This window comes from Streptosporangium sp. NPDC051023 (assembly GCF_040689595.1).
GTDB lineage: Bacteria > Actinomycetota > Actinomycetes > Streptosporangiales > Streptosporangiaceae > Streptosporangium.
Genome location: NZ_JBFBCE010000004.1, coordinates 123,524 through 146,425 on the forward strand (window position 1 = coordinate 123,524; position 22,902 = coordinate 146,425).

The 22,902-nt window shown below is 71.2% G+C and carries 24 protein-coding genes; 8 read left to right on the forward strand and 16 right to left on the reverse strand.

Going from position 1 to position 22,902, the window contains the following annotated elements:
• Nucleotides 1-568: 568 nt before the first annotated feature.
• From AB0395_RS04150 to AB0395_RS04185, 8 genes are all read right to left on the reverse strand, one after another.
• Nucleotides 569-946, reverse strand: coding sequence for a DUF742 domain-containing protein (locus AB0395_RS04150; protein ID WP_366276805.1), 378 nt, complete (start codon nucleotides 944-946; stop codon nucleotides 569-571).
• The gene (locus AB0395_RS04155) at nucleotides 943-1,332 is read right to left on the reverse strand and encodes a roadblock/LC7 domain-containing protein (protein ID WP_271216084.1); all 390 of its coding nucleotides are present in this window, start codon (nucleotides 1,330-1,332) and stop codon (nucleotides 943-945) included. Before AB0395_RS04155 ends, AB0395_RS04150 begins: the two co-directional genes overlap by 4 nt.
• 99 nt (nucleotides 1,333-1,431) lie before the next feature.
• Entirely contained in the window at nucleotides 1,432-3,639 is a 2,208-nt protein-coding gene (locus tag AB0395_RS04160; protein WP_366276809.1) for a nitrate- and nitrite sensing domain-containing protein, read from the reverse strand.
• Between the two features lie 144 nt (nucleotides 3,640-3,783).
• Nucleotides 3,784-4,458, reverse strand: coding sequence for a DUF998 domain-containing protein (locus AB0395_RS04165; protein WP_366276813.1), 675 nt, complete (start codon nucleotides 4,456-4,458; stop codon nucleotides 3,784-3,786).
• A gap of 455 nt (nucleotides 4,459-4,913) precedes the next feature.
• Complete coding sequence (gene xylB, locus AB0395_RS04170; protein WP_366276815.1) at nucleotides 4,914-6,329, reverse strand: xylulokinase; 1,416 nt, start codon at nucleotides 6,327-6,329, stop codon at nucleotides 4,914-4,916.
• Between the two features lie 291 nt (nucleotides 6,330-6,620).
• A complete protein-coding gene (locus AB0395_RS04175) occupies nucleotides 6,621-6,842 on the reverse strand; it encodes a hypothetical protein (protein WP_366276818.1) in 222 nt (73 codons plus the stop codon).
• A 261-nt stretch (nucleotides 6,843-7,103) separates the two neighbouring features.
• Nucleotides 7,104-7,760 (reverse strand): response regulator transcription factor, encoded by a 657-nt coding sequence (locus tag AB0395_RS04180; protein WP_366276820.1) that lies wholly within the window; start codon nucleotides 7,758-7,760, stop codon nucleotides 7,104-7,106.
• Nucleotides 7,761-7,788: 28 nt separating this feature from the next.
• A complete protein-coding gene (locus tag AB0395_RS04185; protein ID WP_366276823.1) occupies nucleotides 7,789-9,036 on the reverse strand; it encodes a histidine kinase in 1,248 nt (415 codons plus the stop codon).
• Between the two features lie 130 nt (nucleotides 9,037-9,166).
• Here AB0395_RS04185 and AB0395_RS04190 point away from each other — a divergent pair, with 130 nt between their 5' ends.
• Both AB0395_RS04190 and AB0395_RS04195 read left to right on the forward strand, forming a co-directional pair.
• A complete protein-coding gene (locus tag AB0395_RS04190; RefSeq protein ID WP_366276826.1) occupies nucleotides 9,167-9,952 on the forward strand; it encodes an ABC transporter ATP-binding protein in 786 nt (261 codons plus the stop codon).
• Complete coding sequence (locus tag AB0395_RS04195) at nucleotides 9,949-12,453, forward strand: ABC transporter permease (protein ID WP_366276828.1); 2,505 nt, start codon at nucleotides 9,949-9,951, stop codon at nucleotides 12,451-12,453. The genes AB0395_RS04190 and AB0395_RS04195 overlap by 4 nt, the downstream gene beginning before the upstream one ends.
• Here AB0395_RS04195 and AB0395_RS04200 read toward each other — a convergent pair.
• Nucleotides 12,440-12,895: a MarR family transcriptional regulator gene (locus AB0395_RS04200; protein WP_366276831.1), complete on the reverse strand. Its 456-nt coding sequence runs from the start codon at nucleotides 12,893-12,895 to the stop codon at nucleotides 12,440-12,442. The two genes, AB0395_RS04195 and AB0395_RS04200, sit on opposite strands and share 14 nt — an antisense overlap.
• Before the next feature lie 74 nt (nucleotides 12,896-12,969).
• Between AB0395_RS04200 and AB0395_RS04205 the strand changes: the two genes are divergently transcribed.
• Nucleotides 12,970-13,479, forward strand: a complete 510-nt coding sequence (locus AB0395_RS04205) for a VOC family protein (protein ID WP_366276834.1) — start codon at nucleotides 12,970-12,972, stop codon at nucleotides 13,477-13,479.
• Nucleotides 13,480-13,620: 141 nt separating this feature from the next.
• Here the strand turns inward: AB0395_RS04205 and AB0395_RS04210 are convergent, their stop codons facing one another.
• From AB0395_RS04210 to AB0395_RS04235, 6 genes are all read right to left on the reverse strand, one after another.
• The gene (locus AB0395_RS04210; protein WP_366276837.1) at nucleotides 13,621-14,052 is read right to left on the reverse strand and encodes an Rrf2 family transcriptional regulator; all 432 of its coding nucleotides are present in this window, start codon (nucleotides 14,050-14,052) and stop codon (nucleotides 13,621-13,623) included.
• A gap of 294 nt (nucleotides 14,053-14,346) precedes the next feature.
• Nucleotides 14,347-14,595: a hypothetical protein gene (locus tag AB0395_RS04215; RefSeq protein ID WP_366276840.1), complete on the reverse strand. Its 249-nt coding sequence runs from the start codon at nucleotides 14,593-14,595 to the stop codon at nucleotides 14,347-14,349.
• Nucleotides 14,579-14,722, reverse strand: coding sequence for a hypothetical protein (locus AB0395_RS04220; protein WP_366276843.1), 144 nt, complete (start codon nucleotides 14,720-14,722; stop codon nucleotides 14,579-14,581). Before AB0395_RS04220 ends, AB0395_RS04215 begins: the two co-directional genes overlap by 17 nt.
• A gap of 96 nt (nucleotides 14,723-14,818) precedes the next feature.
• Nucleotides 14,819-15,799 (reverse strand): DMT family transporter, encoded by a 981-nt coding sequence (locus AB0395_RS04225; protein ID WP_366276845.1) that lies wholly within the window; start codon nucleotides 15,797-15,799, stop codon nucleotides 14,819-14,821.
• A gap of 36 nt (nucleotides 15,800-15,835) precedes the next feature.
• Nucleotides 15,836-16,579 (reverse strand): asparaginase domain-containing protein, encoded by a 744-nt coding sequence (locus AB0395_RS04230; protein ID WP_366276847.1) that lies wholly within the window; start codon nucleotides 16,577-16,579, stop codon nucleotides 15,836-15,838.
• A 228-nt stretch (nucleotides 16,580-16,807) separates the two neighbouring features.
• A complete protein-coding gene (locus AB0395_RS04235) occupies nucleotides 16,808-18,001 on the reverse strand; it encodes a cytochrome P450 (protein WP_366276850.1) in 1,194 nt (397 codons plus the stop codon).
• Between the two features lie 213 nt (nucleotides 18,002-18,214).
• On the opposite strand from AB0395_RS04235, the gene AB0395_RS04240 reads away from it, so the two are divergent.
• The 4 genes from AB0395_RS04240 to AB0395_RS04255 all read left to right on the forward strand — a co-directional run bounded on the left by AB0395_RS04240 (nucleotide 18,215) and on the right by AB0395_RS04255 (nucleotide 20,832).
• Complete coding sequence (locus AB0395_RS04240) at nucleotides 18,215-18,784, forward strand: dihydrofolate reductase family protein (protein WP_366276852.1); 570 nt, start codon at nucleotides 18,215-18,217, stop codon at nucleotides 18,782-18,784.
• A 202-nt stretch (nucleotides 18,785-18,986) separates the two neighbouring features.
• Complete coding sequence (locus AB0395_RS04245; protein ID WP_366276855.1) at nucleotides 18,987-19,616, forward strand: TetR/AcrR family transcriptional regulator; 630 nt, start codon at nucleotides 18,987-18,989, stop codon at nucleotides 19,614-19,616.
• A 224-nt stretch (nucleotides 19,617-19,840) separates the two neighbouring features.
• Nucleotides 19,841-20,527 carry a sigma-70 family RNA polymerase sigma factor gene (locus AB0395_RS04250; RefSeq protein ID WP_366276858.1) on the forward strand — a complete coding sequence of 229 codons (687 nt, stop codon included), beginning with the start codon at nucleotides 19,841-19,843 and terminating at the stop codon, nucleotides 20,525-20,527.
• Between the two features lie 41 nt (nucleotides 20,528-20,568).
• Complete coding sequence (locus AB0395_RS04255) at nucleotides 20,569-20,832, forward strand: zf-HC2 domain-containing protein (RefSeq protein WP_366276860.1); 264 nt, start codon at nucleotides 20,569-20,571, stop codon at nucleotides 20,830-20,832.
• On the opposite strand, the gene AB0395_RS04260 is transcribed toward AB0395_RS04255, so the two are convergent.
• Nucleotides 20,773-21,201 carry a zf-HC2 domain-containing protein gene (locus AB0395_RS04260; RefSeq protein WP_366276863.1) on the reverse strand — a complete coding sequence of 143 codons (429 nt, stop codon included), beginning with the start codon at nucleotides 21,199-21,201 and terminating at the stop codon, nucleotides 20,773-20,775. The genes AB0395_RS04255 and AB0395_RS04260 overlap by 60 nt on opposite strands.
• Before the next feature lie 309 nt (nucleotides 21,202-21,510).
• On the opposite strand from AB0395_RS04260, the gene egtA reads away from it, so the two are divergent.
• Nucleotides 21,511-22,737, forward strand: a complete 1,227-nt coding sequence (gene egtA / locus AB0395_RS04265; protein ID WP_366276866.1) for an ergothioneine biosynthesis glutamate--cysteine ligase EgtA — start codon at nucleotides 21,511-21,513, stop codon at nucleotides 22,735-22,737.
• Nucleotides 22,738-22,902: the final 165 nt, after the last annotated feature.

A 22,902-nucleotide genomic window follows, 5' to 3' on the forward strand; every position in this document is an offset into this window, starting at 1 on the left:
CTCCTCTCCACCGGCAACCGATGTGATCATTTATCGTGTCACGCTTCGCGGCCCCGGAAAAGGCCACGAAACATATAGGTCACCGCCCGCCACATAGCATGGAGAAGTTTGCCGCAGGTGGCACGGAACGCTCATATACCCGGCCCGGACACATCGCCCCGAACCCGTGGAAGCAGACGGGCCACGCATTCGGCGAAAAGCGGAGGGTCACGGAAAGTAGTTTCCCCAGAAAACACGGCGGGGGACCCGGCGAGGATGCCGGTGCGCCGGTCCGGTCGCGTCCTCAGGGTGTGGCCGCGCGTCGCGGCGGCGTTCGGGCCGGTGCCGGAGTCGGGGATGACGTGGTCGGCCGGATACGCGAAAGACGCAGAAGACGCAGACGCGCCGGGGAGCCCTGGGTGACGGGAAGGTCGGCGAAAAGCCGACGGTTCCCTGTCCCGCCGACGGGGCTAGCGCTCCGCGGTGCTCTCCCCGTGCCCTCCAGCGGCGCACGGGGTGTTCACGGTGCTGTTCACCGTACGGCCGGCCCCCTCCGCCGGACCGTGCGCGGGAACGCCCGCAGGATCGTTCACAGGGCCCGCAGGCCGCTGATGACCTCTCGCAGCAGCCCCTCCGCGGGAGAGGTGTTCGCGGGAAGCGGCGAGCGCACCAGGATCAGGCCCTGGTCGAGCAGGTCGCCGAGGAGCACCTTGATCACGCCGATCGGCAGGCCCGACTCTGAGGCGACCTCGACGATCGGCCTGGTCCGCCGCATCAGCCCGAGCAGCCGCCGGTGCTCGGACCCCAGGTGCGAACCCGCCGAGATCACCGAGCCGTTCGCGACCACCATGGACAGCAGGTCGAACGCGGCGGAGGAGGTCGACGTCGTGGTCCGCCCGCCGGTCAGCGCATATGGCCGGACAACGGGCCCCGCCTCCTCGTCGACCCATTCGACGTCGTCGCTCATTGGCCCGCCACCCGTGGGGCGGTGGCCAGATGCTGGCCGACGCGGGTCACGAGGCGGGCCATCTCGTAGGCGATCAGACCCACGTCCGCGGCACCGCTGGTCATGACGGACAGACAGCTGCCCTGACCGGCGGAGGTGACGAAGAGGAACGCGGAGTCCATCTCCACCATCGTCTGCCGTACGGCGCCGCCGCCGAACTGGAGGCTGGTCCCCTTGGCCAGACTCTGGAAACCGGAGGCGACCGCCGAGAGGTGATCGGCGTCCTCCTTGCTCAGGCCTCGTGAGGAGGCCATCATCAGCCCGTCGTTCGACAGGATCAGCGCGTGGGAGACGTCCGCCACACTCGTGACGAAGTCATCCAGAAGCCAATAAAGCTCACCCGGCACGTGGTTAAACCCCTTCCCCTTTGATGATCACGCTCGTTGTGGATCCCGGACGGTCGAGGACCCGGTTCACCGGGCTCGCCTTCCGTACCCTGAACCGGCTCACCGCTCGGCACCACCGTCTTCGCTCTCGGCCCGTCCGCGCCGCCACCCCGACTGAAAGGAGTTCAGCAGCGCCCGCGCCTCCTCCGGCGACCGCTCCGCGGCCTCGGGAACCGGGTCGGCTTGGCGCGGGCCTTCTTCGCGCAGGCTCGGCGAGAGATTGGCCTGACGGACCCTGCGGGGCAGGCCGCCGCCACGCCGCGCCGACGACTTCCACAGGTCGGCGGGGACCGGCAGCACCGGCTCGACGCCCCTGGACAGTTCCGAGGGCGCGGAGGATATGGATGAAACGGGCTCGGCCTGCAGCGGCACGACCGGCTCGACGGGCTCGGGGTCTCCCAGCAGGATCTCGGGGAGCAGGATGACCACCCCGGTCCCGCCGTACGGCGAGGGCCGCAGCGTCACGCTGACCCCGTACCTGGCGGCGAGCAGGCCGACGACCGCGAACCCGAGCCGGTCGGTCTCCGCCGGGTCGAACTCGGGCGGGCTGGCCAGACGATCGTTGATCGCGGCACGCTTCTCCGCGGTCATGCCGAGGCCCCTGTCCTCGATCTCGATCGCGAAGCCGCGGCCGACCAACTCGCCGCGGATCGAGACCTCGCCTCCGGGCGGAGAGAAGACCGTGGCGTTCTCGATGACCTCGGCGAACAGGTGCATCATGTCCGCGACCGCGCCGCCGACCAGCGTGCTGCCCGCCATGGGATAGATGCGCACCCTGGCGTAGTCCTCGACCTGGGCGGCGGCGCCGCGCAGCACGTCCTCCATCAGGACGGACGAGCGCCACTTACGGCCCGCGGCCCCGCCGGACAGGATCACCAGGCCCTCGGCGTGGCGGCGCATGCGGGTGGTCAGGTGGTCGAGCAGGAACAGGTTCTCCAGGGCGGCGGGGTCCTCCGCCTGCTTCTGCATCCCGTCGAGCAGCTTGAGCTGGCGCTGCAGCAGGGACTGGCTGCGCCTGGCGAGGTTACGGAAGGACTGGGCGACGCCCTCGCGCAGCTTGGCCTGCTCGACGGCCGACTGCATCGCGCGCTGCTGGACGCTGTCGAAGGCGGCGGCCACGTCGTGGACCTCCGCCGTGCTGCCCAGCGGTTCGAGCGCCGGCGCCTCGAGCGCCACGTCCACGGCGTCGCCCCTGCGGAGCTTCTCCATGACGCGGGGCAGACGCACCTCGGCCACCTCCATCGCGGCCCTGCGCACCCCGGCCAGCTCTCGGGTGAGCCCGCTGCCGACCCGGTAGGAGACCACCAGCGAGGCGATGACCCCGACGAGGCCGAGCGCGCCCGCGACTCCGGCTCTGGTGAAGGTCTGCGCGGCGGACGGGGCGGCTCTGTCGGCGAGGGAGAGGCCGACGGCCGTCAGGGCCCGCTCGTAGACGGCCTCCAGGTCGTCACCCGCAGAGCGCCACTCGGAGGCGGAGACGGGCTCCCCCTCCTGGAGGGTCTCCTCAAGGCCGGTGTACCTGGTGTAGATGGTCGAGGTCATCATCCCGGCGAACGGCTGACGCAGCCTCGGCTCGAGATCCGGGAGGCCCTGCTCCATGAGGAAGACCCGGTTGATCGCGAGCTGGTTGAACAGCCGCAGCTCACTCGGCGAGAGAGCACGCCCCATGGCCAGCACCCCGGCGCCGAGCGCCCGCTCGCGGCTCATGAGATCCTTGGCGTAGCTGATCATGCTGAAGCTGCGCGACTGCTGGTACAGCGGCAGGTCGTTGTTGAGGCTCATGGTGCTGAAGAGCTGGTTCAGCGCGTCGGGCACCACGGAGAAGTCACGGGAGAGACCGACGAAGCCGATCCTGCCGCCGTCGACCTTGACCCGGGTCGTGTCGAGCGCGTTGAGCTGGTTCATCACCTCGTTGAACCGGATCCTCATGCCGTCCGACATCGCGGACCTGGCCGACTCGGTGGTCGTCTGCTCGCGGAACCGCTGACGCGCCTGGTTGGTGATGCCGCGCTGCACGGCGAGTGCGGCCCTGGCGGAGTCGGTGCGGGCCGCCAGATACTCGGCCGACAGCAGGTGCTCGTGCTGCAGGGCGTTGCTCAGCTCGTCACCGGGCTTGCCGACGGTGTCGTACAGGGTGGAGATCGTGAGCAGGCGCATCGAGTCGCCGACCGTGACGGTGGCCGCGAATCCCCAGAGGGCGAGCAGTGAGATCAACGGGATCGCCAGGAGCGCCGAGATCTTGAACCTGATGGGTTTGCTCGATGCCATGTCACCTCATCGGTTCGGTCCCGGAGCGCCGGAGGCGGAGACCTCCGGACGATCTCTAGATCGCCGACGAGGATAGCACTATGAAGGCCGGATATTCGTATCCTATTTGTGACATGTCATGAAGTAGTAAAGCCAACTGACAAGTTAGCCGAGAGCGGCCTGTGAGGCTCGGGTGGCGCCGCGCGCCCGGCTCAGGTGCGCCAGCCGTACGGCGAGCACCGCGACCAGCGCGATCTCGGCGGCGAGCAGGGCTCGCTCCGCCAACCCGATGAAAATCCGGTCCCCGGGGAGCGCCACGTAGGTGACGGCGACCAGTCCGAACCCACAGAGCAACGCCAGCCACTCGACCGGCCTCGCGACCGCCTTCCACCGCTCGTCCTCACCCAACCGCGCGACCATCAGCGCGCCCGCGACGGGCAGGGCGACAAACACCACGGCCGAGGCGTAGCCGTGCATCTGGCCGGTCAGGCGGGCCATGGTGCCAGCCACAGTGCCGGCCACAGTGCCGGGCGTGCCCGCGGGCACGAACGCCATGACGGTCAGCGCCCCGCTCCACACCAGCATCAGCCGCTCGACCGACGCCCCCAAGGGCGCCATGGCCGTCCGCAGCCCCGCGACCAGCGCGAGGGCGGCGATCGCCAGCGACACCATGGCGAACTCGGTCGCTCCGCTGGCCTCGACGGCGGCGTACTCACCGATCGTCAGGCCGAGCGTGTCCGGGCGGACAGCCGGGGTGACCTGTGCGACGACCAGGGCTCCGACGGCCACCGTGATTCCGGTGCAGGCGACCAGCGGGTAGAGCCTCTTCAACGCGAGCATGACCCAAGACTGTCCGCCGAGGCGTCCCTGACACATCCGGCGGCACCCCTGACCCGACCCTGACCCACCCCTGAGCCCCCGTGGATGCCTACAGGAAAGCCCCCCTCATGCCCACCCCACCCCCAACCCTCCTGCCAGCCCCTCCCTTCCCGAAACTCCTCACTTCAGCGACCCCCCGCACCCGACAACGTCTTCCTGCCCCCCTTTCCTGAAAGTCCCCGATCCAGCGACACCCCCACACCCGGTAACGCCCTCGCCCCCTTCCCCCGTTCGACACCCCCGATCGATACCGCCAACGCCTCCAGCCCCGTCCCCACCCGCAAACGGCACCCCCACGCCCTCACCCCCCGCCCCCTCCTCGTTGTGCCTCCCACGCGCCGGTACGGCGAGACGGGGCACGGACCCGTCCGGCGCCTGTGAACGGCGCGCGGCCGGTGGGCGTCCCCTGTCACGGGCTACGCGGTGCGGAACCGGGCGTCACAAACCTGGGTGTCACGAACCTGGGCATAGCGGGCCCTCACCTCCGGTGTGGCGTCGGCCTCGAAGCGCTCCGACCCGCCCGTCTCCCAGGCCGGGGGCTCGGCACCCCCCACGAGCACCCAGGCGGCCTGCCTCGCCGCTCCGTCCGCGACGTACTCACCGGGGTCGGGCACGACCACGGGCCGTCCGAAGACCGCGGGGGCGATCCGCCGTACGGCAGGCGATCTGGCCCCACCGCCGACGAGGAGCACCCTGGCCGGGTCGAGGCCCAGGGCGTCGAAGGCGTCCGCCAGGTGACACAGCATGCCCTCGACCGCCGCCCTGGCCAGGTGCGCCGGGGTCGAGGTGTCCAGGGTCAGACCGTGTAGCGATCCCGTGGCGGAGGGGAGGTTCGGGGTGCGCTCCCCCTCCAGGTACGGCACGCAGACGAGGCCTCCAGCGCCTGCGGGAGCCTCCAGGGCGAGCCGGTCGAGCGTGCCGGGATCGACCCCGAGCAGCCGGGCCGCCGCGTCGAGCACTCTGGCCGCGTTGAGCGTGCACACCAGCGGCAGGAACCGCCCCGTGGCGTCGGCGAACCCCGCGACGGCGCCGCCGGGATCGGCGCTCGGGGTCTCGGCGACCGCGAACGCCGTCCCCGAGGTCCCGATGGAGACGACCACGTCCCCGGGCTCGGCCCCGACCCCGAGCGCGGCGCCCATGTTGTCCCCGGTTCCCGGCGCGAGCCGTACCGGGCCCGGACCGGCCGCGCCGAGGGCGCGCAGCTCGCCCGCCTGCTCCCTGGGGCCGAGCACCCTGGGCACCCCGGGAACGGCGCCGAAGGCCGCCTTGAGGAGGTCCGTCCGGTAGGAGCCGGTCGCGGGCGACCAGTATCCGGTCCCCGAGGCGTCCCCCCGGTCCGTGACGAGCTCCCCGCCCCCGCCCAGCCGCCAGGTGAGCCAGTCGTGCGGCAGGCAGACCCGCGCGGTACGGCGCGCGTTGCCCGGCTCGTGCTCGGCCAGCCAGCGGAGCTTGGTCACCGTGAACGACGCGACCGGCACGCTGCCGACCGCCTCGGCCCACTTCGCCGGTCCGCCCAGCTCCTCGACCAGTTCCCTGGCCGCCTCCGCGGAACGGGTGTCGTTCCACAGCAGGGCGTCGCGCACGACCTCCCCCGCCTCGTCCAGGCAGACCATGCCGTGTTGCTGGGCGGCGACGCTCAGCGCCGCGACGCCGTCCAGACCACCCGCCCGCCCGACCGCCTCCTCTAGCGCCGCCCACCACGCGTCGGGATGGATCTCCGTCCCCGCCGGGTGCGCCGCCCGCCCGTGGCGTACCAGGGTGCCCGTCTCGGCGTCCCGGATCACCACCTTGCAGCTCTGGGTCGAGGAGTCGACTCCGGCCACGAGCGTCATCTCCGCCCTCCAGGGACGCGTTCGGGGGCGAAGCGGGTCAGGCGGGAGCGGTGAAGACCGCGCGCGCCGTCCACTTCATGCCTCAGGTACGGCCTCGTTGTACACAGACTGTGGACAACAAACGTGCACAGCCTGTGGAAACTCTTCATCACCTGCGAAAACTTGCCCACAGGGCTGTGGATGAAGCCCGTTCGGCGATGCTCGCCATCGCCGGAACAACCCGCGTGGGCCCCGCCCTGTCCCGCCGCATCCCGCCCCGCCCTGTCCCGCCGCATCCCGCCCCGCCCCGGTCTACAACCCGGATGGGTCCCGGCCCACGCTGATCTCCTCCGCGATCCGGCGGATCCCGTGGTCGTCCATGCCCGGCACCCCGGTGAGCCGCCGGTGGAGAACGGCCGTCACCAGCGAGACGTCCGCTCCCGCGTATCCGACCGCCACCTCGTGGACGACCCGGAAGAGCACGCGGTTCGCCTCGTGCTCACCGTTCGCCCGCGTCAGAGAACTCTCCGCCATGTCCGCATCCCCCTGTTGAGCCGATTGGTCGGGGGCAACGGTACGACGGAGAACCGACGGCCGGGGGGAGACCCGCGCGGATTCTCGTTCTGTTCGAATTCTCGTCCTGCTCGGGTTCCCATCCGTTCCAGGCCCCGCACGCCCACCCCGGCCGCGCGTCACCCACCCGTGCCACCCCGGTCCCGCATCACCCCGGCCGCACGTCACCCCACCCCGGCCACGCCGCCGCGCCGTCCCAACCGTGCCCGTCCCGCCTCCGGCCTATCCGGGATCGGCGACTCCCGCGTCATGGGCGAGGATGGCGACCTGAACCCGGTTGCTGAGCTGGAGTTTCGCGAGCACCCGGCTGAGGTGGACCTTCACCGTCGCCTCGCTCATCGACAGCTCCCCGGCGATCTCCGCGTTCGACAACCCGCGCGCCACGGCGCCGACGACCTCGGCCTCCCGGCCGGTCAGAACCCGCAACCTGGCCTGGGCCGCCTGCGCCACCGAAGGCCTCCTCTCCGCGAACGCGCTGATCAGCCGCTTGGTGACGGTCGGCGCGAGCATCGCCTCCCCCGCGGCGACGGTGCGGACAGCGGTGACGAGGTCACCGGGCTCCGCCTCCTTGAGCAGAAACCCGACCGCGCCCGCGCGCAGCGCGGAGTGGACGTACTCGTCGAGATCAAACGTGGTCAACATGATGATCTTCGGAGGGTCCGGAAGACATCCGATCTCCGCGGCCGCCGAGATGCCGTCCGCACCGGGCATCCGGACGTCCATCAGCACCACCTGCGGCCGGTACCGGACGACGGCGTGGACGGCCTCGCGGCCGTCGCGGGCCTCGGCGACGACCACGATGTCGGCGGCAGGCCGCAGGATCATGCGCAGGCTGGTCCGCACGAGGGTCTCGTCGTCGACGACGAGAACCCGGATCACTCTGTCCTCGCAACACCGGACGGAAACATCATGTCGTCTCCCCGTCGCCCGCCGTTCCCCGGAGCCCTCCGACGTCTGCCGTCTCCTCCGCGCCGGGCGGGGGCACGGGCAGGAGCGCGAAGAGCGTGAACCCGCCGTCCCGGTGCGGGCGGGCGTCGAGCTCCCCGCCTAGCAGCTCGATCCGCTCACGCAGGCCGACCAGGCCGAGCCCGCTGCCGGGAACCGGGAGGGGAGGGGCTTGCGGCGCGGCGTTGCGCACCGTGACCGTCAGGGCGGAGGGCAGGTGGCGCAGGACGACGTCGGTCGACACGGTCCCCGCGTGTTTGTGCACGTTGGTCAGCGCCTCCCGAACGACGTGATAGGCGGTGCGCTCAACGACGGCAGGCAGCGGGCGCGCCGTGCCCTCGTCGCCGCGCCGTACGGGAAGGCCCGCGGAGCGGGACCTGTCGAGCAGCCGGTCGAGACCGTCCAGCCCCGAAGGGGGATCGACCCCGGCCTCCGCGCCCGGCGAGCGCAGCACGCCCAGCACCTCCCTCAGCTCCGCGAGGGCCTCCCTGCCGGTGGCCCGGATCTGCGCGGCCTCCGCGGCGACGTCCTCGTCCCTGGCGTTGACCTGGAGCGCTCCCGCCTGCAGCACGATCAGCGAGACCCGGTGGGCGACCACGTCGTGCATCTCCCGCGCGATGCGGGTGCGCTCCTGCGCGCGGGCCCGTTCCTGCGCGTGTGCGTGACGGGCTGCATGGATCTGCCCGCGCGCGCCCACCCACAGTCCCGCGACGAGCGGCAGCATGACGAACAACGCGTACGTGGCGCCGGCCCCCGGCAGGTCCCCCCAGGAGAACGTGTACGCCCCCGAGACCGCACCGGCCACACCGGGCAGCGCCACGACGGCCCCGGCGGCGAGCATGTAGAGCACCAGGTGCGATCTCCTGCGGAACACCGCCGCCGCAAAATAGGAGGCGGCGCCCAGCGCGGGCCAGGTCCCGAAGGCCACCCCCGCGACGCCCGCGACCGCGAAGAGCGGCCACGGCCGTACCGGCGCCGCCCGTACGGCGAGCGCCGAGCCGGTCGCGACAGCGAGGGTCAGGACGACCTCCTGGGCCGATGTCAGTCCCGGCGCCGCCAGGAGGGGCTGCGAGGCGGGCCTGCCGAACGCCGTCAGCCACGTCGCGAAGAACACGACGGCCCCCGGCAGCATGGGCCACACGTGCCGTCCGAGCACCGGGAGCCCGCGTACGAGGGCCGGAAGCCTCTCCGGCGCGGCGCGGTCTGACACCTTTCGATCGTAGGCGGCGCCCGGTTTCCCGCCGTAATCCTTTCGTCGATGCCGAAGCCCGACCTGAGGAGGATCCTTCCTCGATTTTCGGCCGATTCCCTCCCACCCTGCCGCGCCGACGATTTCCTTCATGACGGAACGGAACATCGTGGCGGGATCGACCGCCGCCGCCCGCGCCGCCGGGCTGACCAAGGTTTACGGCTCGGGAGAGACCCGTGTGGTCGCCCTGGCCGGCGTCGACGCCGAGTTCGGGCGTGGACGCCTCACCGCGATCATGGGTCCCTCGGGATCCGGCAAGTCGACGCTGATGCACTGCGTGGCCGGGCTCGACCGGCCGACTGACGGACGGGTCTGGCTCGGCGGGACGGATATCACCGGTCTGCCGGACGACGAGCTGACCGCGCTCCGCCGCGATCGTGTCGGCTTCGTCTTTCAGGCGTTCAATCTGCTGCCGACGCTCACGGCCCTGGAGAACATCACGCTGCCCTTCGAGCTCGCGGGCCGCAGACCGGACCGGCGGGCGGTCGAGAGGGTGGTCGACGCGGTGGGGCTCGGGACACGGCTCGGCCACCGGCCCGGTGAGCTGTCCGGCGGGCAGCAGCAGCGTGTGGCCTGTGCCCGCGCGCTGGTCACCATGCCCGACGTGGTGTTCGCCGACGAGCCGACCGGCGCGCTGGACTCGGAGTCCTCGGCGGCGCTGCTGACCTTTCTACGCCGAAGCGTCGACGAGCTCGGTCAGACCGTGGTGATGGTGACGCACGACCCGACGGCGGCCGCGTACGCCGACCGGGTGCTGTTCCTCTCCGACGGGCTGCTGGTCGACGAGATGGACGCGCCGACCTCGGACGGCGTGCTCGACCGGATCAGGACGCTGGAGAAGCGGATCAGGACACTGGAGAAGGGGGTCTCCCGATGAGGCGTGCCATGCTTCGGGACCTGGCCGCGCACCGGGGCCGGGTCGCGATGACGCTGGCGGCGATCGCGCTCGGCGTCGCCATGGTCGTCGCGGGCTGGACGGTCGGTGACTCCGTCGCCGTGACGCTGGCGGGCCAGGAAGGCCGGACCCTCGCCGGGGTCGTGGTGTGGGGCGCGGACGGCGCCCAGGACCTCACCCCGGCCGAACGGGACAGGCTCGCCGCGCTGCCGGGCGTGGACGGCGCCCTCGGCGTCTCCGCGGGCAGGGCCGGTCTCGTCGGCCGCGACGGCAAGCTCGTCAGGACGGAGACCGCCCCCGACCTCGCGGGCACCGGCTGGGACGGGAGCGGCCGTTTCTCGCTGACCGAGGGGCGGGCGCCCGCGCGTCGCGGTGAGGTCGCCCTCAGGCGGGCCGAGGCCGGGCGGGCGGGACTCAGGGTCGGCGAAACCGCGCGCGTCCTGCTCGGCGACGGCGCCTCGGACAGGTTCCTCGTGGTCGGCCTGTTCGGCTACCGCCCCCTCGGGCCGCTCTCCGGCACCGACCAGGAACGGGTGCCGGTCGTGGCCTTCGAACGGGCGACCGCGGAGAGGCTGCTCGGGGACCGGTTCCGCCGGATCGAGCTGACCGCCGCCACCGGCGCGGATCTCGACGCGATCGGGAGGGCCGCGCTGCGGGCCGTCGGCCAGGAGGGCCGTCACGTCTCGACCGGCCCCCGGCTGGCCGCCCGGGCGGCCGAGCGGGCCGACGAGGACGTGTGGGAGCTGCGCCTGACCCTGCTGCCCTTCGCCGCCGTCGCGCTGCTGGTCGGTGTGTTCGTCATCGCGAACACGTTCACGATGCTCGTCACGCAGCGGATCCGCCAGTACGCGCTGCTGCGGGCGGTCGGCGCCCTGCGGCGGCAGATCCGCGGGACGGTCCTCGTGGAGGCGGTGGCCCTGGGCCTGGCCGGTGGCACCCTGGGCGCGGTCGTGGGTGCCGCGCTCGGCCCGCTGATGATCGCGATCATGCGGCCGGGCGACGAGATGACCTACGCGGGCGCCCCGGTGGGCATCCTCATCGGGTACGCGGTAGCCGTTCCCGTGACCGTGCTCGCGGCCTACGGCGCCGCCAGGCGCGCGGCGGCCGTACCCCCGGTCGCGGCGCTGCGCGCGGACGCCACGACGCCGCGGAGGGACAGGGCGGGACGATCGCTGCCGGGGCTGGCCGCCCTCGTCGCCGCCGCGGTCGCCGTCGCCCTCACGGCCGATCCGAGCTCGGGAACGCTGCCTCGTATCGTCGCGCTCGTGGCGGCGGCGATCGGCTGTGCCGGGGTGCTGTCGCTGGCCCCCGTGCTGGTCGAGGCGCTGTCGCGCCCGCTGATCTGGCTGGCCTGGCGGTACGGCGGCCCCGCGACCCGCCTCGGTGTGCGGGACGCGGCGCGGGATCCCCGGCGTACGGCGGGCACCGCGTCGGCGATCGCCGTCGGGCTCGGGCTCGTGTGCGCGTTCGCCACCGTCAGCTCGACGTTCGCCACGCTGATCGCCTCGACGACCCGCGCCAACGTGCCGGTTTCGACAACCGTGCTCAAACCGGCCGCGGGGGACGACTCCACCCTGCCCGCCGCGGACGTCGAACGGGTCAGGGCACTGCGCGGCGTGACCGTGGTCGCCGCGAGCCGCGACATGATCGCCGACATCGGGCACGCCGGGGGCACGACTCGGTGGAAGATCTCGGCGATCGAGCCGGCCGCCCTCGGCACCGTGCTCACCCCGAAGATCACCGCGGGGTCGGCCGACCTGACCCGCGGCGTGGTCATCGCGCGCAACCAAGCCGACATGCTGGGAGTCGGGCTCGGCTCCCCGCTCACCGTGAACCCGGGCTCGGGGAAACCGATCGTCACCCGCGTCGCCGGGGTCTACGAGGCCACCGAACTGTCGTCCAGCATTTTCTTCGACGTCGCACTCGCGCCGGAACCGCTGCGGCGGCGGATCACCATGATCTACGCCACCGGCTCCGCCCCCGCGACCGTCCGCCGGAGCGTGGAGGCCGCCTTCCGCGACCGGCCGGACGTCACCGTCACCGACAGGGACGGGCTCGTCGAGGAGGGCGTCGACCGGCAACGGCTGGCCTTCGTCGCGATGTACGCGATGTTCGGCCTCGCGGGCCTCATCGCCGTCTTCGGCGTCGTCAACACCCTCGCGCTCTCGGTCATGGAGCGCACCCGTGAGATCGGCATGCTCAGGGCGGTCGGCGCGAGCCGGCTTCTGGTCGGCCGGTCGATACGGGTGGAAAGCCTGGTCATATCCGTGTTCGGCGGGGTACTCGGGATCGCCGTCGGGGTCCCGGCGGGCGCCGTCATGCAGCACGCCATGCTCGGCCAGCGCCTGTGGGACGCCACCGTGCCGACCGGTGTCATCGCCCTGACGCTCGTCGGGATCGCCCTCGCCGGAATGGCCGCCGCGATGTGGCCCGCCCGCCGAGCGGTCAGGATCGACGTCCTGACGGCCGTCACCGGCCCCTAGCCGCCCTGTCCAGCACCGCGGCGCAGATCTCGGTGAGCTGTCTGACCTGCTCGGGATCGAGCAGGTCGAACAGGTTCTGCCTGACCGCCTCGACATGGCCGGGGGCGGCGGCGGTGAGCACCGTGAACCCGTCGTCGGTGAGCACCGCCCAGCTCACGCGTTTGTCGGCCGCGCACGGCACCCGCCGTACCCAGCCGCGCTCCTCAAGCCGGGAGACCGCGTGCGAGAGCCTGCTCTGCGAGGAGGCGAGCTCGGCGGCGAGCTCGCTCATCCGCAGCATGCGGTTCTCCGCCTCCGACAGCTTCACCAGGATCACGTAGTAGGCGTGCGGCATGCCGGAGTCGCGCTGCAACTGCCGGTCGAGCTCCTCCTGGACGAGCTGCGAGGCCCCCATGAACGCACGCCATGCTCGCTGCTCGTCGTCGTCCAGCCATCGGGTCACGGATCCCACCTTAGTTGAACTCTCAAGCATATGGAGGTAGCGTACTTGAGAGTTCAAGTTTTAGGGGAGGAAACATGCCCGTCCAGCGGCTCAACCACGCGGTCCTGTTCGTGCGCGATGTCGAGCGCAGCGTCGCCTTCTACCAGGAGGCTCTCGGCTTCAGGGTTGTCATGGGCGGTAAGGGCGCGGCGTTCCTGCAGGCCTCGGGCTCCAGCAACGACCACGACCTCGGCCTGTTCGAGCTCGGCGCCCAGGCGGGACCGTCCGGCGCGGGACGCTCGACCGTCGGCCTCTACCACCTCGCCTGGGAGGTGGACACCCTGGAGGAGCTGGAGCGGATCGCGGTCAAGCTCACCGAGCTGAACTCGCTCGTCGGCGCCTCCGACCACTCGACGACCAAGGCCCTGTACGCCAAGGACCCCGACGGACTGGAGTTCGAGGTGTCCTGGCTGGTCCCCGCCGACCTGCTGACCGAGGAGACGCTGAAGGGACGCAGCGGCATCAAGCCCCTCGACCTGGCCAAGGAGAAGGAGCGGTACGGCGCGCGGACCCGTGGCGGCCTCGGGGTGTCCATTCCCGTCTGACCCCCTCGCCCGAGGGCAGGGGCGGCGGCCGAGGACAGGACGACGGCCATCGCCGCTCCTGGCCCGTCCGATCACTCTCGGACCGAACCCCCGGGGACGCGGGCCGGTCGGCCGGCCCCCGGGAGCCCGTACCGCCTCGCTTCAGGCCGTCTGCTGCTGCGGCGAAACCCCGGCCTGGGGCGCCAGGAGGGTGGCGAGGCTGATGGTGTCGACGACGGCTCCGATGGAGGCCTCGACGTCCAGCCACACCGCGCGCAGCGGCGCCGCCTCCCCGAAGTAGACGATGTCCGCGGTCGAGAACCCCCGCACGGAGGTGAAGCCTCCGCCGACCGCCCGCAGCACGTCACCGACGAATATGGCCTCCGCCCTCCTGGCGAGCGTGAAACCACCCTCGTTGCCCCGCTGGGCGAAGACGAGGTTGGCCCTCCGTAGGTCGGTCAGGATGCCCCGCAGGAAGCTCGGGGGAATCTGCTGGGCGCGGGCCAGGATCTCCGCGGTGACCGACGCTGGATCATGAGCCGCGATCACCAGCATCGCGCGAATGGCGTAGTCACTACGGGCCGTGACGTGCATCCGAAGGTCCTCCCCGGTGGCATGAGCCGGTGATCGGCGACCTCTGGGCGGGTCCCCAATAAATCTACTATCTCTATGGGTTAACCATGAATTATCGCGACGGTCAGAAAAAGTGATCACTTCGCGTTATGCCCCGCCCCCCCGCGGCCACTCGACCTCGGGCTCTCAGCCTCCCCCGCCCCGCGCGCCATCGGCGCCCGCACATCACCGGCGCACCACGGGCCGCCCCCACCTCACGACAGCCGCCCACCGTGCGGGCCACCCGTCCCCGGGGGCCCGCACGTCGGGGAGCGCCTATCCCCCGGCGGCCTGGACGGTGTGCAGCAGGAGCAGGGCGGTGGTCACCGGTCCCACACCTCCCGGTACCGGGGTCAGCGCCGAGGCCTTGACGATCACGGCCGGATCGACGTCACCGACGAGGCTGCCGTCCTGCGCCTGGTTCGTACCCACATCGACCACCACCGCGCCCGGCCGGACGTGCTCGGGGGTGATGAGCCCGATCCTGCCGACGGCCGCGACCAGGATGTCACCCGTCGAGGTCACCGCGGCCAGGTCGGCGGTGCGCGAGTGGCACACCGTCACCGTGGCGTTTGGCGGGGGCGATGCCCGAGGCCAGGTCCTCCAGCTTCGCGCCCCCGGGCAGCGGGGTCTGCAGGATGATCCCGCTCACCCGCTCGTCGGCGCTCAGCGCCTCCAGGCGGTCGCGGATCTCCTCGGGGTCCGCAGGCGTCCCCCGAGGGCAGGGGCGAGCCCGGTCCCCCGTGGATCATGTAATGGGTGTCACGTTACCCGGGGGCGCGGCCTCCGGAGACGGCGGCACCGCGGCGGCCGTCGCCCGTCGCCCACCTCCCCGCGAGACGGCGACGCCCGCGAGACAGAGCAGGCCGCCCACGAGGGTCAGCCAGCCGGGCACCTCCCCCAGGACCGCCCAGGCCATCAGGACCACCAGGGCGGGGACGACGTAGGTGGTCGCGCCCATCTTGCCCGCGGTGGTGCGGGCGAGCGCGTACGCCCAGGTGGTGAACGCCAGGGCCGTCGGGAAGACACCGAGGTAGACGACGTTCAGCGTCGCGGGCAGCGGGGCCGAGACGACCTGCGAGATCAGCTGCCCCGTGAACGGCAGGCAGGCCGCCGTACCGATGAAGCAGCCGAAGGCGGTGACCTGTACGGCCGAGGCATGCCGCAGCGCGGGTTTCTGGCAGACAACGCCCGCGGCGTACGTGGCGGCGGCGAGCAGGCACAGCAGGACGCCGACGATCGACGCGCCTCCGCCGTCCGACGACGCGCCCGCGCCGTTCGACATGGAGAGGCCGACCACCGCGGCTCCCGCGAACGAGACCGCCATCCCGGCCAGCAGGCGGGGCGGGAAGCCCTCCTTGAGCACCCAGCCGCCGAGGAGCGCGATCAGCACGGGGCCGACGTTGACGAGCATGGCCGCGGTGCCCGCGTCCACCTCGTGCTCACCCCAGTTCAGGGCGACCATGTAGAGGCCGAACCACAGGACTCCCGACCCCAGGATGCCGGGCCAGGCGGCACGCGGCGGCAGTCCCCCGCCTCGTGCCAGCCAGATGACGCCGAGCACGACCGAGCCCGCGAACAGGCGGCCGAGAGCCAGGGCCCCCGGGCTGAAGTGCTGGGCGGCGCTGCGGATGGCCACGAAGGCGGAGGCCCACAGCAGCACGGTGACGCCCGCCGCAGCCAGCGCCCGGCGGTCCACGCGAAGGGCCGGCGTGATGGTCTGTTCCATACCCGAACCATAGGATGCCGACATTTCTGGCTACATCTAAATTTCCACCGGCCAGCCGACCAAACGCCCCTCAAGTGGACCAGCCCGCCGGACGCCCGCGTCCACGACGGCGGTGAGCAGCGCGGAGTCCATCCCCGGATAGGTCTTGATCAGGGCGACGTCCGTCTCCGGATCCCCGGCGACCGTCGGCGGCCTGCCCGGCGGGACGGTCGATATCTCCGCCCGGCCGCCGACCACACGTCCCAGCACGGGTTCGGGGGCGGAGGAGAACGCGGAGACGCCCGTGGCGTCGACCATGGTGACCCATCGGGCCGCGTGTAGCTCGTCGTTGACGCACACGACGGCGCCCGCGCCGCACAGCGCGGGGTCGGCGGCGGCCGCGAGGGACGAGGCCAGGTTCCGCGGGCCGTCGGCCGACAGGGCGTCAAAGGGGCGAGTGGCGCCGGTCAGGACGATCCCGCCGTAGTGCGCGGCCTGGCCCGCGAGCAGGTCGACGAGGAACGCGGTCTCCTCCAGGGTGTCGGTGCCGTGGGTGATCACGACGCCGTCGAAGCCCTGGTTCAGGATGGCCTCCCGGGCCCTGCGGGCCAGCCGCAGCATGGTCGCGGGCGCCATGTCCCAGCTGGGCTCGGCGAGCACGTCCTCGGCCACGACGTCGGCCGTGAGCATGTCCGTGGGAACGGTCTCCAGGAGTTGCGCGCCCGAGGCGACCCCCGGACGCTCAGGGCGCGTCGAGTAGGCGATGGTGTCACCGGTCGCCAGCAGCAGTACACGCCTCACCGCACGATCCCTTCGGTGTCTTCGCCCCGGCCGTCCGGGGTCCGGATGGTTCGTAGCGATCCCTCACTTTTATAATCCATAAGTAACCCCTATAGGGTTATCTCTGAGGGGCGCGTGCTCCGAGGATGCTCGGGGGACGAATCCCGAGTGACGGACAGGGCCTCGCGCGGAACGAGGGATGCTGCGGGCACGCCTCCCGGCCGCCGCCGTCCGCGCGAGGCCCTCCGCCTACCAGGCGACCGGCAGCCGGTGCACGCCGTAGATGGCCATGTCGGAGCGCATCGGCACCTCTTCCCGAGGTACGGCCAGGCGCAACCCGGGCAGGCGCTCCAGCAACGCGGGGATGGCGATGCGCATCTCGTTGCGAGCGAGCTGCTGGCCGAGGCACTGGTGGATGCCGTGGCCGAACGACAGATGACCGGTCGCCTGCTGGGTGACGTCAAGACTGTCGGCCCCGTCGAACCGCGCGGGATCGCGGTTGGCCGCGGGGATGGAGATCGTCACCGTCTCACCCGCCCTGATCGTCTGCCCCTCGATCTCCACATCCTCCAGCGCGGCCCTGACCGTGAAGTCGACGATGCTCAGATAGCGCAGGAGCTCCTCGACGGTGCCCGCCGCCAGGGAGGGGTCATCACGCAGCGCCGCCAGCTGCGGGGGGTTGCACAGCAGCGCGTAGGTGCCGAGCGCGATCATGTTCGCCGTCGTCTCGTGCCCGGCGATGAGCAGGAGCGCCGCGACCCCGGCGAGCTCCTCGTCCGTCAGTTCCCCGCCCGCGGCCAGGCCGCCGAGCAGGTCGTCCGTCGGCTCGGCGCGCTTGTTGCGCGCCAGCTCGTGAAGGTAGGTCATCAGGTCGGTCATGGCCGCCTGCTTGCGCTCCAGCGTCTCCTCCCTGCTGATGATCGCCGCGGAGTCCCGCTGGAACCGGTCGTGGTCGGTGTAAGGAACGCCGAGAAGCTCGCAGATCACCAGGGAGGGGATCGGCAACGCGAACGACTCCACGAGGTCGGCGGGCGCCCCCTGGCGCTCCAGCGCGTCCAGCCGCTCGGCGACGATCTTCTCGATCCTGGGTTCGAGCTGCTTCATGCGCCGGACGGTGAACTGACCGGTCAGCAGGCGCCGGAAGCGCGTGTGCTCCGGCGGGTCCATACGCAGGAAGAACCCGGCGGGAGGCGCGATCTCCCGCTGCTTGACGATGTACGGCAGAGCCGGGTGCTGGAGGTCGATGCGGGTGCTGAAGCGGTTGTCGGCCAGCACCGCGCGGACTCCGGAGTGACTCGTCACCAGCCAGCCGAGGTGGCCGTCCGCGTAGGTCATACGGCGGATCGGGGCCTCCTGCCGCCACAACGCCAGATCCTGCGGCGGGTCGAAAATGTCGTGGCGGGCCACGGGAAGCGTTACGGGACCGAAAGCGGCTTCGTTCACAGCGTGCTCCTTCGAAGTGGGACGCGCGTGTTCCCCCTCAGAAAACCGCACTGATAGCAGAATTACAACACATGCAGATAAGCGTTCGATGCAGCATTTTTCCGCCTCTTTTTTCGACTACTGCGACCCGCTTTTCCGGACAGCCACAATGGTCACAGGGCTGCGGAAGCCGCCACGACCACCACACGCTCGGCACCACACGAAGGGGACCGGATGCGCAAGCTCGTCTACTACGTCGGATCGTCCATCGACGGCTTTATCGCGGGCCCGGACGGCTCCATCGACTTCTTCCCCCTGGGCGGCGACATCATCGAACACATCCTCTCCGAGTACGCGGACACCGTTCCGACGCATGTGCGCGAGGCCGTCGGGATCGACCCGGAGAACACGCGCTTCGACACCGTCGTGATGGGACGCGCGACCTACGACCCCGCGCTGCGGGAGGGCATCACCAGCCCGTACCGGCATCTGCGGCAGTACGTGGTCTCGCGGAGCATCACGGAGAGCCCCGACCCCACGGTCGAGATCGTCTCCGACGATCCGGTCGGCAGGGTCAGGCGGCTCAAGGAGGAGGAGGGCATGGGGATCTGGCTGGCCGGTGGGGCACGGCTCGCGGGAACGCTGCTGCCCGAGATCGACGAGCTGATCGTCAAGATCTACCCGGTCGTCGCCGGGGCCGGAGTCCCGCTGTTCTCCGGAGGATTCGCTCCGACACAGTTCGAGCTCACCGCCAGCCGCGTCTTCGGGAGCGGCGCGGCCCTCATGACCTACGCGAGGAAATGACCCTCACCCCCAGGCCGTCCTTCACGAACCCCCCAGGCCGTCCTTCACGAGCCTCCTGCCCAGGCCCGTCCTTCGCGGGCCTCAGGCCGGCTCACCCCGCGCTACCCGTCCTGTTCGTGCCGGGACATTGCGCACACAGGTTTGACCACGCCAAAACCAGCGCTTAGCTACGGCGAACTGTGTCAAGGACTTGAATCGAATCATGACTTCTGCGGAGGAACAGCAGGTCGAGGCGGTCATAGAGTTCGCGACCCGGCTTTTCGCCGCGTTCGGCTACGACGGCACGACCCTGCAGGGGCTGGCAGAGGCCATGGGGTACGACCTCGAATGGATCCACACCAGGTTCGGCGACAAACGCGCGCTCTACCTCGCCGTCGTCGAACGGGCCAGCCAGGCCCAGCGCGCCGTCGTCGAGGGCACACTGGCGCCGCTCCCCGCCCACGACCCCGCCGAAGTCGCCTCGGTCCTGCACACCCTCGTGGACCGCTACCTGGACATGTGCCTGTCCAACCCGCAGATCCCCGCGCTGTGGATACACCGCTGGCTCGGCGACGCCGCCGACATCCCCGACCTGGAGCAGAAGTACGCCGTCCCGCTCATCAACCTCACCAGGGACGCGCTGCGCTCGGCCGCCAGGAACGGCCTCATCGCCGGCGACATCGACCCGGACCTGATGGTGCGGACGCTGGTCTGGAGTGTGTACGGCTTCCTCCACGGCGAAGCCCTCGCCCCTCCCGATCCCCCCGATCCCGACAACCCGAGGACACGGCCCCGCATGCAGGCACACCTCCACCAGCTCCTCGACCGCATGCTGAGACTTCCCGAGACTTGAGGGTCCGGCGGTGTAACGAACGGGCGGGCCACGGGAACCGAACAGTCAGGAGACGGCGACCGCACGCTCCTGTGGTGAGGAGTGGTGAGGAGTGAGGTGTCGGCTCGGCTCAGGACGGGAATCCTCATCCTCGGGCCGACAGCGCTCCGCAGACGCTTCACCGGAGAGGACACGCACGATGCCCCAAGGTCCACGAGCGGTGGTGGAGCGTTCCGGTGTCGTGGATGTCCCGCATGCCCGACCGCGAGGAGGCGATCGTGGAGTCCTTCACGGGCAGTAGGCTCCCTCCGGACGACGTCGTCGTCGCGGCCCTGCGCGCCGGAGACGAGACAATGTTCGCGGCGCTGCTGGACACCTGGTCGCGAGGGATGCTGTGGCTGGCCCGCTCCCACGTGTCGACCAACGACTCCGCGGAAGAGGTCGTGCAGGACACCTGGCTGGCGGTGATCAGGGGGATCGACGGCTTCGAGGGCCGTTCCTCGGTCAAGACCTGGGTCTACCGCATCCTGGTCAACACCGCCAGGAAGCGGGGCGTGCGGGAGAACCGCACGGTACCGTGGAGCAGCGCCTTCGAACAGCGGGAAGAACCCGCTGTCGACCGCTCGTGTTTCCAGAGTGTGAACGACCCGTTCCCCGGGCACTGGAAGAACGTCCCCGCGGCCTGGTCGACCCCCGAGGGCGAGGTGCTGGCCGCCGAGGTGCGCGACCTGATCGCGGAGGCCCTGGCCGAGCTCCCCCCCAGGCAGCGCGCCGTCATCACACTTCGGGACGTCGAGGGGTGCAGCTCGGAAGAGGTTTGCGAGATCCTGGAGATCTCCGCGGCCAACCAGCGGGTCCTTCTGCACCGCGCCCGTGTCGCGGTGCGGGGGCGCCTTGAAGATTATTTCGAGACGGCGAGGCGGTCGGCGTAGTGAAATCGGTTCAGTTCAGAGACGGTAAGGCGGTCCACGTCGTGAAGCGGTTCAGTTGCGACGAGTGGGTGGAACTCGTCACCGCTTACCTGGAGAGCGACCTCGACGAACCCACCCGGTGCCTGTTCGAGGAGCATCTGGCAGGCTGCGAGCACTGCGGGCACTACCTGCACCAGTTCCGCGTGACGGTCACCGCCCTCGGCACCCTTCGCCCGGAATCCCTGCCCGGCGACATGCGCGACCGGTTACTGTCCGCCTTCCGCGACCGGCGGGCCTCCCGGGTCGAGGAGCGGCGAAGCTCCTGAGCCGGGCACGGGCGGAGCCCCCGGACCGGTGACGGGCAAAGCCCCCGGGCCGGAGACCCGCCGCGCCCCGGGGTGAGGAACGGACGGAGCCCCCGAGGAGGAGACGGCCGAGCCGCCAGAACGGGCGAAGGCCTCGCACAGCCTCCTGAGCACGTCCTGCGGGATGTCGCCCGCGCCAAACCAGTGGAGGACCTCGACGGTCACCCGGACCTGTTCCAGGTGGACGGGACACTCGGCGCATCCGGCCAAATGGTCCTCAAAACGCCGTCGCCGCTCAGCGGACAGTGCCCCTTCGAGGTAGCCGGTGACCAGCCCCAGCGCCTCCCGGCAGCCCGCAGGCCGCTCGAATCCCACCCTCGCTCGCCTCATCGCGGTCCCCGCTCCATATTGGGTAGTGCCGCGTGCGCGCCGATCCGTTACACCGTGTTCCCGGTGTTCCCGGTGTTCCCGGTGTTCCTGACCGTTCTCCGGCGTTCCGGTGCTGTTCCCCGGGGTTCTCCCTGTTTTCGGACACTCCCCGACATTCCCCGGGCCCACCCGTTTCCCGAGGTTCCCGAGCGTTTCCGGTGCTCCTCGCCGTTCCCCGGTGTTCTTCCGGTGTTCCCTGCTCTTCCCCTGTAACGCTTGCGCGCTTCGCGGGTCTATAGACCCATACACACCAGGCGAAGAGGAGGGACGATGACCGGTCTTGCGGCCGAGGACACGCCGATCCGGGATGCCTCGGATGTGGAGGCCTTCGCACGGCACTGCTTCCTCGGCGCCACCGGGGACGAGGTGGGGATCGAGCTGGAGTTCCTGGTCTTCGACCGTACGGCTCCCGGCGACCAGGTACCGCTGGCCAGGACGGCGGACGTCCTGCCGCCGCTGCCCGGAGGGAGCCGGGTGACCTTCGAGCCCGGCGGGCAGCTCGAACTGTCCGGACCCGCGGGACCGCTGCCGGAGGCGATCACGCGCCTGCGCGCCGACGTCGACGCGACCCGTGCGGCGCTGCGAAACGCCGGTCTGGCACTGGCCGGGGTCGGCCTCGACCCGGTACGGCCCGCGAGACGGCAGCTGCGCCTGCCCCGTTACGAGGCGATGGCCGAGTTCCTTGGCATGCCGTACGGCGCGCTGATGATGTGCTCGACGGCGTCGATCCAGGTCAACCTGGACCTGGGCGAGAAACCCGCCGTGCGGTGGGAGCGGGCGCATCTGCTCGGCCCCGTCCTGCTCGCCGCCTTCGCCAACTCCTCCCTCCGCGAGGGCCTGCCATGCGGGTGGATGTCGGGCCGCCAGGAGGTCTGGGAGAACCTCGACCGGACGCGGACGGCTCCCGTCCCGGCGACCGACGACCCGGCCGCCGCCTGGGCGGAGTATCTCCTCGATGCCCGGCTGATGCTCGTGCGCGAGGACGGGGAACGATACCGCCCGATCCGCGACGGCTCGACCTTCCGCGACTGGCTGACCGCGCCCGTGCGCCCGCCGACCATGGCCGACCTGGCCTACCACGCCACGACGATCTTCCCTCCGGTACGGCCGCGCGGCTGGCTGGAGATCCGCTACCTCGACGCGCAGCACCCGGAGATCTGGCCGGTGTGCGTCGCGGTGACCCATGCCCTGGTGATGGACGACCACGCGGCGGACACGGCGCTGGCCGCGGCGGAGCCGTACGCGGGGATGTGGCTGGAGGCGGCGCGCTGCGGCCTCACCGATCCCCGGCTGCGCAGGGCCGCGGAGACCTGTTTCCGTGCGGCCGTCGAGGCGCTGCCCCGCCTCGGCATAACCGGCGATCTGGTCCGCGAGGTGGCCGCGTTCGCCGACCGCCACGTGACGACGGGCCGCCCGCCCGCGCTCGACCTGCTGGAACTGGTGAGAGAACCGGGACCGCGCCTGTCGGCCTGGTTGACCGAGAAAGGACAGGCTTGACCTCCTCCCCTCCCCGAGGGGAGGAGATTCCCGCGGTCGCCCGCGGGGTTTCCTGTTTCACCGCCGGCCGCCCGCCCGAAAAGGATCTTTCGTTGGGGTCTTACACCAGCTCCGCAGGCGTTTCACCTCTCCGCCGGCCCGGCGGCGAGGGTGGAACCGATCGTG